This window comes from Flavobacterium sp., from assembly GCF_004295795.1.
Taxonomy (GTDB): domain Bacteria; phylum Bacteroidota; class Bacteroidia; order Flavobacteriales; family Flavobacteriaceae; genus Flavobacterium.
In genome coordinates this window covers 50601-63855 of the sequence record NZ_SEBR01000012.1, presented here as the reverse complement: position 1 = coordinate 63855, position 13255 = coordinate 50601, and the positions used below count along the sequence as shown (strand labels likewise).

General features: G+C 44.5%; 13 protein-coding genes. 9 read left to right on the top strand and 4 right to left on the bottom strand.

Annotated features, from left to right (window positions below; all coding sequences use genetic code 11):
• Positions 1-369: 369 nt before the first annotated feature.
• Positions 370-1587 (bottom strand): MFS transporter, encoded by a 1218-nt coding sequence (locus tag EOO49_RS11425; protein WP_290845731.1) that lies wholly within the window; start codon positions 1585-1587, stop codon positions 370-372.
• Positions 1588-1796: 209 nt separating this feature from the next.
• Here EOO49_RS11425 and EOO49_RS11420 point away from each other — a divergent pair, with 209 nt between their 5' ends.
• The 8 genes from EOO49_RS11420 (at position 1797) to EOO49_RS11385 (ending at position 7586) form a co-directional block, all read left to right on the top strand.
• On the top strand, positions 1797-2390 hold the full coding sequence (locus EOO49_RS11420; protein WP_290845729.1) for a DUF1684 domain-containing protein: 594 nt from the start codon (positions 1797-1799) through the stop codon (positions 2388-2390).
• Positions 2391-3056, top strand: coding sequence for a TatD family hydrolase (locus EOO49_RS11415; RefSeq protein WP_290845727.1), 666 nt, complete (start codon positions 2391-2393; stop codon positions 3054-3056). It abuts the gene before it with no gap.
• A gap of 372 nt (positions 3057-3428) precedes the next feature.
• Positions 3429-4151: a tRNA threonylcarbamoyladenosine dehydratase gene (locus EOO49_RS11410; RefSeq protein WP_290845725.1), complete on the top strand. Its 723-nt coding sequence runs from the start codon at positions 3429-3431 to the stop codon at positions 4149-4151.
• A 446-nt stretch (positions 4152-4597) separates the two neighbouring features.
• The gene (locus EOO49_RS11405) at positions 4598-5251 is read left to right on the top strand and encodes an HAD family phosphatase (RefSeq protein ID WP_290845723.1); all 654 of its coding nucleotides are present in this window, start codon (positions 4598-4600) and stop codon (positions 5249-5251) included.
• A 164-nt stretch (positions 5252-5415) separates the two neighbouring features.
• On the top strand, positions 5416-5928 hold the full coding sequence (locus tag EOO49_RS11400) for a hypothetical protein (RefSeq protein ID WP_290845722.1): 513 nt from the start codon (positions 5416-5418) through the stop codon (positions 5926-5928).
• A gap of 97 nt (positions 5929-6025) precedes the next feature.
• Positions 6026-6190: a hypothetical protein gene (locus EOO49_RS11395; RefSeq protein ID WP_290845721.1), complete on the top strand. Its 165-nt coding sequence runs from the start codon at positions 6026-6028 to the stop codon at positions 6188-6190.
• 23 nt (positions 6191-6213) lie between these two features.
• Positions 6214-6900 carry a class I SAM-dependent methyltransferase gene (locus EOO49_RS11390; protein WP_290845719.1) on the top strand — a complete coding sequence of 229 codons (687 nt, stop codon included), beginning with the start codon at positions 6214-6216 and terminating at the stop codon, positions 6898-6900.
• On the top strand, positions 6897-7586 hold the full coding sequence (locus tag EOO49_RS11385; protein ID WP_290845718.1) for a VanW family protein: 690 nt from the start codon (positions 6897-6899) through the stop codon (positions 7584-7586). The genes EOO49_RS11390 and EOO49_RS11385 overlap by 4 nt, the downstream gene beginning before the upstream one ends.
• Positions 7587-7888: 302 nt before the next feature.
• On the opposite strand, the gene EOO49_RS11380 is transcribed toward EOO49_RS11385, so the two are convergent.
• The gene (locus EOO49_RS11380; RefSeq protein ID WP_290845716.1) at positions 7889-9178 is read right to left on the bottom strand and encodes a deoxyribodipyrimidine photo-lyase; all 1290 of its coding nucleotides are present in this window, start codon (positions 9176-9178) and stop codon (positions 7889-7891) included.
• 86 nt (positions 9179-9264) lie between these two features.
• Positions 9265-9729: an SRPBCC family protein gene (locus EOO49_RS11375; protein ID WP_290845860.1), complete on the bottom strand. Its 465-nt coding sequence runs from the start codon at positions 9727-9729 to the stop codon at positions 9265-9267.
• A gap of 130 nt (positions 9730-9859) precedes the next feature.
• On the opposite strand from EOO49_RS11375, the gene EOO49_RS11370 reads away from it, so the two are divergent.
• Positions 9860-10711 (top strand): DUF2911 domain-containing protein, encoded by an 852-nt coding sequence (locus tag EOO49_RS11370; RefSeq protein WP_290845715.1) that lies wholly within the window; start codon positions 9860-9862, stop codon positions 10709-10711.
• Positions 10712-11509: 798 nt separating this feature from the next.
• Here EOO49_RS11370 and EOO49_RS11365 read toward each other — a convergent pair.
• A complete protein-coding gene (locus tag EOO49_RS11365) occupies positions 11510-13201 on the bottom strand; it encodes a sodium:solute symporter (RefSeq protein WP_290845714.1) in 1692 nt (563 codons plus the stop codon).
• Positions 13202-13255 lie beyond the last annotated feature (54 nt).

Genomic DNA, 13255 nt, shown 5'->3' with positions numbered 1-13255 from the left:
ATATTCATTAAATTCTGTTCGTGATTTTTATGCCGAAAGTGTGCAAAATGCAACTTTCCCTAAGCACATTTCAAACCTACAACTATTTTTTTAGTTGAAAAACTAATTTTTTAGTTATTTAACGATTTTTTAAGGAGTGAAATATGCGGCAAATTTAAATCGTAACCTCCAACTTGAATCCAAATTAAATCGAAACCGCCTAAGCCTCAGCTTCTTTTAACTTCTCAAAAGCGAAGCGCCTTAATGTTCTTAATGAACTTAATGGTTTAAATTTTTCCAAGAGAATAAGTGAATCCGGGATTCAACATTGATTTGAGCTAATCGTAATCAAGTCAAGTGATTGAAAAAAAGAAGTGTGACAAAATCACGTCAATTTGCCACTTCATCCCGCGTCAGTTTCAGCAAATAAACCGCTAGAAAACAAGCGATAAGTGCAAAAAAAGCCATTGCGCACCAATTCGTGAAGTAGCTGTAATTGGCAATGAATCCCATCCCGATTTTCGAATTGGTCATGTGAGCCAAACTGAACATCATCGTGAACAAACCCATGTAGAGACCCATTTTTTTCTTCGGGGCGCGGTTTTGCACGAATCCGTTCGAGAACGGGAAGGCGAAAATCTCCCCAAACGACAAAAAGATGACATTGATGACCAAAACGCCCGTCCATCCGGCAAAAAGCAAAGAGACAAAGGCCAAAACCATGCAAAGCGAACCAAGCAAAATCGGTTTGAGTTTCTCTATGTTGTGTCTTTCGCAATAGCCGACAATAGGCATTTCGAACAGGAAGACCAACAGACCGTTCAAGGTCAGGAGCAATCCGGTCTGAAATTCCGAGAGTCCATATCGTTTGGAATGGTAAAGCGGAATCGTGGTCAGGATCTGGAAAAATACCATCGAAACCAAAAAACTTTGGAGCAGGAAAAGCATGAAAATCTTGTCTTTTACGATTGCAGTCGTCGGTTCTTCGTCGATTTGTTCGTGTTCCGATGCGACGCGTTTGCGTTCCTTGACCAAAATCGCGAAAGCCAGGACCGAGGCGATACAAGTCGCGCCATCGATCCAAAAAAGACCTTTGTAACCGATCGACATGATGACGAGTCCGCCCAAAGCCGGTCCGCAGGCGAATCCAAGGTTTATCGCCAAACGCACCAGAGTAAAGGCGCGCACGCGATTTTCGGGTTTTGCGTAAACGCCAATCGATACGAAAGCCGCCGGTCGGAACATATCGGCAATGACCATGATTCCGAACATCGAAAAACACATCCATTCAAAACTATGGGCTTGCTGCACGGCGAAGAAAAGACAGCCGCTCGTGAACATGCTTCCCACCATGATCTTATAAAACCCGATCTTGTCGGCAAGTTTTCCGCCAAGCCAACTTCCAATGGCCGAACCCAGTCCGAACCAAACCATGACCGTTCCAACTTCTTCCAGCGAAAAGTCAAGGTCTTCGTTCATGTATTTGGTGAGAAACGGCAAAACCATAGTACCCGCGCGGTTCACGAATGTGATGATCGTCAAAATCCAGATTTCGCGCGAGAAACCTTTGAAATTGTTGACATAACGGGAAATTGCGGCTTGAAACATCGGGTTTGGTTTGCGAGGTAAAGTTAGCGATAGGTTGTCGAAGTCGGTTTGTATTTTTGGATTTTTGGATGCGTGACAGGTTTTAGACCTGTCAGGTCTTAGAGACATGTCAGGTCTTAAGACTTGTCGGATTGCGATTTTTAAGCAGTGAAAACGCCTTGATTTTTACGGACAAACTTCGCCAAATTCCTATTTTTGCAAAAAACGCCATGAGATTCCTTCTTCTTTTACTGCTGTCGTTTTCCGGATTCGCCCAGGACAAATTCGACGTCGCAGCCGCATCCGACTACCAGAAAAATCTCGACAACGAATACGCCGACAAAAAGGAATCGCCTTTGCTGGATGAAGATTTCAGGACGTTCAAAGGTTTGGATTTCTATCCGATAGCCGCCAAATTCATCGTCGAGGCGAAATTCGTCAAAGCCCAAAACGAGAAGTCTTTCGAGATGAAAACCACCGGCGCGCGTCGTCCTGTGTATGTGAAGTTTGGCGAACTGCATTTTACTTTGGACGGAAAAGCCTGCAAACTCAATCTTTACAAAAACATCGAACTCAGCAAAAAAGAAGGCTACGAAGACCATTTGTTTTTGCCGTTTTCAGATTTGACTTGCGGAAAGGAAAGCTACATCGGCGGACGCTACATCGACATGAAAGTTCCGAAATCAGACAAGGTCACGATCGATTTCAACCGCGCCTACAACCCGTATTGCGCTTACAACCACAAGTATTCGTGTCCGATCGTACCTATGGAAAACGATTTGGCCGTCGAGATAAAAGCCGGCGTAAAGAAATTCCACGACTAGATGAAATTCCTCAATTTACATACGCATTCGCAGACCGGAAATGCCAATCGGTTCGAGCTCGTGAACCAATATCCGGACGAATTCGACGATTCGGTCGACTACTTTTCGATTGGCGTGCATCCTTGGCGCATCGACGAGAGTCGGTTGCAGTCAGATCTGCAGTTTTTGGAGCAGAAATTATCCGACAAAAATTGTCTCGCGATAGGCGAATGCGGACTCGACAAGCGAATTGAAATCCCGATGGAGTTGCAGCTCGAGGTTTTCGAAGTGCAATTGCTGTTGGCCGAAAAGTTCAAAAAGCCCGTAATTATCCATTGTGTCGCGGCCTATCAGGAAATGATCGAGACCAAAAAACGCATGGATGTTGAAGTTCCGATGCTGATTCACGGATTCTCCAAGAACGGACAGGTCGCAAAATCGCTTTTGGACAACGGATTTTACCTGTCGTTCGGAAAGTGGTTGCTGAGAAATCCAGATATGAAAACGGCGTTCGTGTCCATTCCAGATGACCGCTTTTTCCTCGAAACCGATACGGCCGAAGAAACGATTGAGCAGGTTTACGAACTCGCGTCTGAATACAAAAACGTTTCGGTTGATGAAGTAAAGACGATCGTGGACAGGAATTTCAGAACGGTTTTCAATTTTTCGGTGAATCAGAAAACTTGATTTCACGAAAAACCTGAGCTGAAAAACCTTAATGAACTTAACGACCTTAATGGTTTAAAAATTTAAGTCTGAAAGTTGGAATATTTGAAGGTGAAGGAAATGTTGAACAACGAACAACGAACAACGAACAACGAACAACGAACAACGAATAACGAACAACGAATTGCGAAAGCTAAATAGCCAACAACCTCGGGAAAAGTCCGAATTTGGAAGCCAAGACATGATGATACTAAATCCTGAACTGAAAAACCTAAATGAACTTAATGACCTTAATGGTTCAAAAAATTTGAGTCTGAAAGTTGGAATATTTGAAAGTGAAGGTAGTGTTGAATAACGAATAACGAACAACGAACAACGAACAACGAAATAAAAATGGCTAAATGGCAAGAAAGAGCCGAATTGCTCTTCAAACCCGAAGGATTACAAAAACTCAAGAATTCGAACGTACTCGTGGTCGGATTAGGCGGCGTGGGCTCGTTCGCAGCCGAATTCATCGCGAGAGCTGGCGTAGGAAAAATGACGATAGTAGACGGAGACACGGTCGACATCACCAACGTAAACCGACAACTGCCGGCCTTGCACTCAACGGTCGGGATGCACAAAGTCGACGTGGTAGGCGAGAGGCTGATGGACATAAATCCCGAACTCGAACTCACGCGTCTCAACGAATTTCTATCGCCCGAACGCGCTTATTCGTTGGTTACCAAAGATTTTGACTACGTTCTGGACTGCATCGACAGCGTGACGCCAAAACTCAATCTGATCATCTCGGCCAAGCGCCAGAAGATCAAAGTGGTTTCGAGCATGGGCGCGGGAGGTAAACTCGAGGCTTCGAAAGTAAAGGTCGCCGACATAAGCAAGACGGAAAACTGCATGCTGGCCAAGGCGATCAAAAGGCGTTTGAAGCGCGAAGCCAAGATCGACAAGGGAATCAAAGTGGTCTTTTCGTCGGAAATCCAGGATGTGGAGAGTTTGAAAGTAACCGATGGCAAGAATTTCAAGAAGTCGTTTTACGGTACGAGCAGTTATATGCCCGGGCTTTTTGGATTGTACGCGGCCGAAACAGCAATTCGCGGTTTACTCAAGAAGGTGTAGAACTTCAACGTTCAACATTCGTTATTCAACATTCGTTATTCAATATTCGTTATTCAACATTCGTTATTCAATATGATCTGAATGTTGAACAACGAACAACGAACAACGAATAACGAACAACAACAACGAATACGAACAACGAACAACGAATGTTGAACGTTGAATGATGAACAACGAATGGTAAACAGGTATGCGTTAGGGATAGCAGCGGCATCCTTTTGCAACCTGTAAGGTTTTTTCAACATTGTAGGTCTTGCAAAAGATACAGCGGATAGCCCGACGGCGGCTTTTTATGGTCGCAGTCACAGAATTGCAGACGCAGGAAAGTACCAACGTAAAAATGTAGGCCAAACGACGCTCCGAAATTCAGGTGCCACAGGCTGCTTCTGCGGCTGCAACTGCAATTCGCCTGCCGCCGGAACGCCCAAATTTTTAAAATAAAGCAGATGATCAAAACAGTGATTTTCGATATGGACGGCGTGATCGTCGACACCGAACCCGTTCACCACTACGCTTACCACGAGCATTTCAAGCAGCTCAACATCGAGGTGACGCCCGAACTTTACTCGTCTTTTACGGGAAATTCGACCAAGAACGTCTATGAGAAACTCAAGGCGATTTTTGGCATCGAGACCGAAACTTACGATTTGATCCAGGTCAAGCGCGGACTTTTCAACAACGCTTTCGACACCAAAGAAGATTTGTATCTGCTTGATGGCGTCGAGGATCTGATCAAGGATCTGCACGCGAACGGGATGCAGCTAATTTTGGCTTCGTCGGCGGCTAAGGTCACTATTGATAGGGTTTTTACGCGTTTTGCACTGTATCCGTATTTTTCGCATATCGTAAGCGGCGAAGATTTTCCGAAGTCGAAACCTGATCCGGCAATTTTTGTCGAGGCTTGGCGTTTGTCCGGCGATGAAAAATTTGAATGTATCGTGATAGAAGACAGTACAAATGGCGTGAAAGCCGCTAAAGGCGCAGGTTTGTTTTGTGTCGGATATGTGAGTGAAAACTCGAAATCGCAGGATTTGGCTGATGCGGATTTTGTCGTTGGGAACTTTGGTGAGTTAAGTTTTGAGCGCATTCGGCAGTTTTAGTCACTTGATGGCCTGGAACGCTTTGTTGCAAGGTTTTGAACCATTAAGTTGATTTAGAACATTAAGATCATTTAGGCGCTTCGCTTTTTTTAAACTATTGATTTTTAGTAAGTAAGATGGTTGTATGTCGTGTCGTGCAACCTTATTAATCAAACGAATACAGAATGAACGGTCAGATTGGTCAATCTAAAAACAAACTAACTCTCAGTGATTACGTGGTAGGACTTTTCGGTCTAATTCCTATATTAGGTTTACTACTCGGTATCATACTTGTCGACGACGGTAAAAAAAGGAACTTAAAGGGCTTAAAAATAATCGGATCCATAAATATTGGAGCCACTATGCTCTTTGTATTGATAGGAATTCCTTTACTATTTAATTCTCAAGCTGTAAGGGAATCTGAGAAAAAGCTTACCGTTTACTTATTGAACGAGATTGTCAAAGATCTTGAATACTATAAGCAGCATAATGGTGGTTTTCCCGAAAGCTTGAACGAACTCAAAAAGCAGAATGCGATGTTCATTGACGAAGAAGTGATAAAGGAGGCTGGAATCTTTGCGAAACAAAAACACATCAAGTTCTATTACAAAAAAGAGAATGGGAGTTACGTATTGAAGTCTTACGGAATAGACAGAATTTTGAATACTGACGACGATATTTACCCAGCCTTGAAATAGATACGGCATACATACTTTAGCATTTCCCAAAAGTAAAATCTCTGGAGAAGTTGAATTTGTTCCGAACGACGGACAAGGTTTCCTACAATTTATGGCTATGGCTACACAAGCTGCGGTTCTTATCGGTGGAACTGTAAACGCGTTTTTGGTTGTGGTTTCGCACGAGAAATTTTCGCGAAAACTGCTTCCGTTGTTTTTAAGCTTGCTTCCCATAACCGCAATTTTTCATGTAATGGCCGAGTTCGCGAGAATCCAATGTTGAGGTAACGCTTTTTTTCCGCACATTTGGGAAAAGCCTCAAAAGTGTCCCAAAACGAGATTATTTCCTATTACGATGCACTTGCCAAGGATTACGATCGCGACCGATTCGGGAATTCGTATGGAAAATTCATCGACGCCTCGGAAAGAAAAATCCTGCACAAACTTCTGGACAATACAAACGAAATCGTGCTCGATTTGGCCTGCGGAAGCGGACGTTTTCTGAACTTCGCCACAATCGGGATCGACGCGAGTGCCGAAATGATCGCGGTCGCCAAACAGAAATTTCCCGAAAAAACAGTTAGGATTGCCGATGCCGAAAACACTGGATTGCCAGAAAATTCAATAGACGCGGTCACGATCTTCCACCTTTTCATGCATTTGGACGAAGCAAAAATGAAGGAGATCCTGTCCGAATGCCATCGGATTCTAAAGCCGCAAGGACGCGTCATTTTTGACATTCCTTCCCGAAAACGCCGAAAATTATTTGGGTATAAAGGCGAAAATTGGCACGGTTCGTTCAGTTCGACATCCGAAGAACTCGGTGAGATCGAGGGTTTTGAAATCAAAAATACTTTTGGGATATTGTTTTTGCCGATCCACCGTTTTCCGATAACCTTACGTCCAATTTTCGCGAAACTCGATTCGTGGCTGGCGAATTCCATTTTCAAAGCATTCAGTTCTTATCTGATTTTTGAATTCCGAAAAACATGAGAGCCTTGTCAACAGCGAAATTGCACGTAAAAAGGCTGCTGATTTTCTTTACCGATGTGACTTCTGGAAACGCCGGAAAGTTCGCGAGAAAACGCATCGGTTTCGATTTTCCGCATCGTTTGGAATTGTCCCAGGAAATCAAGCCATCGGAGACTTTAGCCAACAAACTGCACAACATCCGCTTGGTTTCGGACAAAATCCAGCATGTGATTTTACTTCCGGATGAGATTTTGTCATTCTGGAAAGTCATCGGAAACCCCGAAAAAATCCTAAAAAAAAGTCGGTCTATCGTAAACGGGAAATTGCGAAACGAGGCCGGCGGTGGCATTTGCCAGGTTTCTGGAATCGTTTATCACTTGAGTCTGATCGCGGGTTTGGAAATAGTCGAGCGCCACAATCATTCACTCGATATTTATACCGATGAGACGCGGTTTGCGCCTTTGGGAAGCGATGCGACTTTGGTTTTTGGTTACAAAGATCTGCGGATAAGGAATAATTTCGACTTTGCCCTGAAATTTGAATTCGTGGTGTCCGATACTCGGATCATTTGCAGACTTTTTTTTGAAAATCTTGTTTTGCCGCGTGAACTGGATTTTTCTTTGACGGAATCCGAGGGTAAAATTGAGGTTGGGATTTCTTTTGATGGAAGTTTTATCAGTTGTTCTTCTTATTTGAAAATGAGCTGATTTTCCTGGGAAATTCCAGTTCATCCTCCATTTAATCTGAACCGTTAAGATCAGTAAGAAGCTTTAGACGCTTTGTTTTTTCAGGACGAACGATCGCCTTTTCTGAAACTGCTGATTTTTTAACAATTAAGATAGTTAAGGAAAGTTTAGTTTGCGCCGAATTTCATTGTTACCGCAAATTCGCGGCTGACATTATCTGGGCACACGATCCGGGCAACGCGAACTGGCCAAAGGCAATGCACGAATTATAAATTTCTCGACAATTAAAGCCCTGTCAGGAATTTTCGACGCGTCCCTGAATGTCACCGATTCAGGCCTTCCTTATAAACCTTCAGACAACGCTCACGCGCTTCCTTGTGATCGACCATCGGTTCGGGATAATCGAAAGATTCGTATTCCGGAACCCATTTTCGCACGTATTTCAAGTCCTTGTCGAACTTGCGCAATTGTTCCGACGGATTGAAAATCCTGAAATAAGGCGCCGCATCAACGCCACTTCCGGCGGCCCATTGCCAATTCCCAACGTTGCTCGACTGCTCGAAATCGAACAGTTTTTCGGCAAAATAAGCCTCGCCCAAACGCCAGTCCAGAAGCAAGTGCTTGCAAAGAAAACTCGAGACGACCAAACGCACGCGATTGTGCATGTAACCCGATTCGTTGAGTTGTCGCATTCCCGCATCTACCAACGGATAACCGGTTTTTCCTTGACACCATTTCTCAAAATCCCCGTCGGAATCCCGCCATTTGATGTGGTCGTAATCCGGTTTGAACGCTTTTGTGGTCGTATGCGGAAAATGCCACAAAATCTGCATGAAAAATTCGCGCCAGATCAGCTCTTTGAGAAAAGTGATGTTCTTTTCCTCTGACGCTTTTTTGACGACTTTCCGGATGCTGATCGCGCCGAACCGCAAGTAAGGACTGATTCTCGAAGTGCCTTCAATCGCAGGAAAATTACGGGTATCTTCGTATTCCTCGATGATTTTGGGAGTCAGATGATAATCGAAAATTTCGAGTTTTGATTTTTGGAATCCGATGTCTTGCAAAGCGAGAAATTTGTGGTTGTGCCTGGCGATGTTCGACAGCAGTTTTTCGGAATCAAAATCCGGCAATTCACATTTCTTGAATTCCTCGAGCCAACGCTTTGAAAACGGCGTGTAAACCACATAAGGTTCGCCATTGTCCTTGACGATCTCATTTTTTTCGTAAATCACCTGATCTTTGAAAGTTGCAAACCCAACGTTGTTCGCCTTGAGAAAATTTGAAATTTCGGCATCGCGTTTTCTCGCGTAAGGCTCGTAATCGTGGTTGGCAAAAACATTCGTGATGTCGTTTTCCGACAGCAGTTTCCTAAAAATCGCTTCAGGATTGCCGTGGAAAACCGCGAGTTTGCGCTCGTATTTTTTAAGTTCCGAATTCATTTGCTCCAAAAGTTCGTGGATGAACGTGAGGCGATGATCGTCTTTTGGCAAATCCTCGAGAATATGTTCGTCGAAAATAAAAATCGGAAGCGTTTCCTCGTTGGCGCTCAAGGCGTGAAAAAGTCCGCAGTTGTCGTTTAGGCGCAGGTCGCGTCGGAACCAGAAGATGTTCATGTTTTTTGATTTTCGGATTTTCGGATTGTTGGATTACGAGATTTTCGGATTTTCAAATGACCGATGACCCGAAATTCGCTGATTTTTCAATCGATCGCACCAAACAATGCTATCAATTTTTTTCTTCGGAACTCAAAGATTTGCTCGAGTTTAGGACGCACCAGAAAAGGATGCACGAGTTGTCCCAGAAAACCCATTGGCACTTTGTAATGCACGACGTCTGTCATTTCGCATCCGAATTCGGTATCGACCAAAAAATGCTTGTGATGCCAGAAGGCGTAAGGCCCAAAACGCTGTTCGTCCACGAAATAACTGCCGTTTTCGACGTGCGTGATTTCGGTTACCCAATCCATTTTGAGTCCCAAAAGTGGCGTGATCGTGTAGTCGATGATTTGTCCGGCGAACATTTCGCGCTCGTCTCCGGACTTGGTCTTGAATCCCATCGAAGCGGGCGTAATCACTGCCAAATTTTTGGGAGTTGCGATGAATTCCCACAGTTTTTCGCTTCCCACAGGAAATCTCTGGACGGTTTTGAGTTGGTATAACTTCATCATTTAAAGATAGGCGTGTTTAAGTTTCGAGCCAAATCCTTAGACAGTTTTACGGTTGATATTAGAAAAATATTAACAGATTGACCAACCCATTTGCTTAATTTTGACCCATAACAAAACCACGATCAAAATGAAAAAAATTATCATTGCCCTGGCGGTTTTCATTGCCAATTTTACGATCGAAGCACAGGTGAAAACGCCTGCTCCGAGCCCGCATGCTACCATTACGCAAGTTGTCGGCCTGACTGATGTCGAAGTCGATTATTCGCGCCCGAGCCTTAAGGGACGCACGGTTTACGGCGATTTGGTGCCATTCGGAAAAGTTTGGAGAACCGGAGCGAACGCCAACACGATCGTGACATTCAGCGAAGATGTGACAATCGACGGAAAATCGTTGAAAAAAGGAAAATACGCGCTTTACACAGTGCCGAGAGTAGACAATTGGGACGTGATTTTCTACAGTGACATCAGCAATTGGGGAACGCCCGAAACTTGGGACGAGTCGAAAGTGGCCTTGAAAACATCGGCGAAACCTTTCCAGATGAACCGCGTTGTGGAGTCGTTCACGATCGACATCAACAACCTTGACAACAACTTCGGCGTTTTGGAGATCATGTGGGAAAAAACGTTGATTCCGGTAAAGTTCGAAGTTCCGACGGCAAAAGCGGCTATGGCAAGTATCGAAAAAACCTTGAACGGTCCTTCTTACAATGATTATTTCTCTGCCGGAAGCTATCTTTACCAATCAAACGGCGACTTGAAACAAGCCTTGACTTATGTCAACAAAGCGCTTGAACTCAACAAGGACAAAGAAAAACCGTTTTGGATGACGCGCCAGAAAGCGCTGATCCAAGCCAAGCTCGGCGATAAAAAAGGCGCTGTCGAAACGGCAAAAATGTCTTTGGCGGCGGCTCAGGCGGCTAAAAACCAGGATTATGTCAAGATGAATACCGAGAGTATTTCGGAGTGGAGCAAGGGGTAAAACTTTAAACTCCAAATTCCAATTTGCTTTGATTTGAATTTTGGGTTATCGTAAATTTTAGATCCGGATTGGGTGACCTTTCCGGATTTTTTTTGCCAGGCTTACCTATTTGCGCAGTCTCTCGGGCACTTGTTCACTTTCAAGACCGAGCTCTCGTTCGATCCATTTTTTTGGCATCGTTGGCCGGTATCACAGAAGAAATGAAGGCGATGATACCAAATATGAAAACGTTGAAAATCAATAATGGGATGAGAGGAATCGCGGCGCCGAAGCCTTCCTTAACGCCGACTGTGACTATTATGGCTACGGTTCCGACGCTTGCAAGCCAGAAAAGCCAAATTCCGACATCATTGCGGTGAATTATAATGTGCAGCTTTCCATGACTCTAAAGTTTTGCCACGATTGTAGGAGGAATGATGAATGAGCGCTTGGTTGTTCTTTTCGAAATTGAAAACCGTTTTGCGTTTGGAGGTTCGGAAAATCAAACGCTTGAATGGAAATCCTTTTGTCTCCGATGCTTTTTTGTCAATCCAGCGATGCAAGTCGTTTATGGTAAGATCGGTGCGGTAGCTCGCTTTCATTCTTTTTGGACGATTTTTGGAGGTCGCGATTTAGGTTCGTTATTTTTCCGTCTGATACGAGACAACCTTTAACAAATTTTACAGATTTTCTGTAATCAACGTGGAATTTTTTTTCGTAGGGATAAACACCGGCCCCTTCCCTGTGGCAATATCGGACTTTCGCAAATACGTCCATTACAGAAAAAATGTACTTTTTGTTAAAAATCGCGCTGTAGGTTTAGGCGATTTGCTTTTCTCGGAAAACCGTCGCCTCAAAAAGCACGGACAATATAACCGCCATCAAAGCGCCAATAAAATTCAGCCACAAATAAGCGACCGTTTGCGACAGATAAACAGCAATAACCGTGACTTGCGTGATACAGGCCGCGTAAAAAATCGCCTTCGCCCGAACGTATTTCACGTAGAATCCGACGATGAAAATCCCCAAAACCGTTCCATAGAAAATCGACCCGACGATATTCACAAGTTGGATCAAGTTTTCTGACAAGGCGCTGAAACAAGCGAACAATATGATGATAAAGCCCCAAACCACGGTAAAAAATTTGGTCGCGTTCAAATAGTGTTTCTCCGATTTTATGCCTTTGACGTTCCTTTTGTAAATGTCGATCGCGGTCGAGGAGGCGAGTGCGCTCAAACCTGAAGCCGTACTCGACATCGCTGCCGAGAGAATCATCGCAAGCAGCAATCCGACAAGGCCTTGCGGCAGATAATTGAGGATAAAATGCAGGAAAACGTAGTCTTTGTCGTTGGCTTCGGCCTTGGCGTCGGCTTTTTTGATGAGTTCGCGCCCTTGCTCGCGCAGATCACTTTCCCGACTAGATAGAGCCACAAGTTGCCGTCTCAAAATTTTATTGTCGTACCCTTGGTTTAAGTGGTCTATGTAAATCAGGTTGAACTCTTTTTTCTCGTTGTTAACCTCGACCAATTTCTTTTCCAAGGCATGGTATTCGTTGGCATAAATCGATTTTTCGATCAAAGCGGTGTTGTTCGGGTTGAAATTCAGCGGCACCGGATTGAACTGGAAAAACACGAAAACCATCACGCCCGTGAACAGGATGAAAAACTGCATCGGCACTTTTAGAAAACCGTTCATGATCAAGCCCATTTGGCTTTCGCGTATCGATTTTCCCGACAGATAACGGCCAACCTGCGACTGATCGGTCCCGAAGTAGGCCAATGCGAGGAAGAATCCGCCCGCGATCCCGCTCCAAAGCGTGTATCTTTCCTCCGGGTCGAAACTCAGATCGACGATGTTCATCTTGTCGTTCGCGCCCGCGATGTGCATGGCGTTCGAGATTGACATATCATTCGGCAAGTAATAGATTATCAGGAAGAAAGCGGCGAACATTCCTAGCATGATGATGAACATCTGTTGCTTTTGGGTGACGTTCACGGCCTTGGTTCCGCCCGAAAAAGTGTAGATGATCACGAGAATTCCGATGATGATGTTTAGCAAGGTCAGATTCCATCCCAGCAACGAAGAAACGATGATCGCCGGCGCATAAATCGTGAATCCAGTCCCGAGTCCGCGCTGGATCAAAAAGATGATCGCAGCCAACGAACGCGTCTTGACATCAAAGCGCTGCTCGAGATATTCGTAAGCCGTAAACACGCGCAAACGCTGGAAAATCGGGATGAACGTCAGCGAAATCACAACCATCGCGATTGGCAATCCGAAGTAATTCTGCACGAAACCCATTCCATCGGCATAAGCCTGACCCGGAGTCGAAAGGAACGTGATCGCACTGGCTTGCGTGGCCATGACCGAAAGGCCGACCGTCCACCAAGGCGTTTCGTTTCCGCCCAAAATATACTCCTCGACATTTTTCGAACCACGCGTTTTCCAAACGCCGTAAACCACGATGAACAAAAGCGTAACCGAAAGGATAATCCAGTCTATTTGGTGCATCTACGAAAAAATTTGCATGAGGAAATAAAAAATCACGATATAGGCCACATTGGC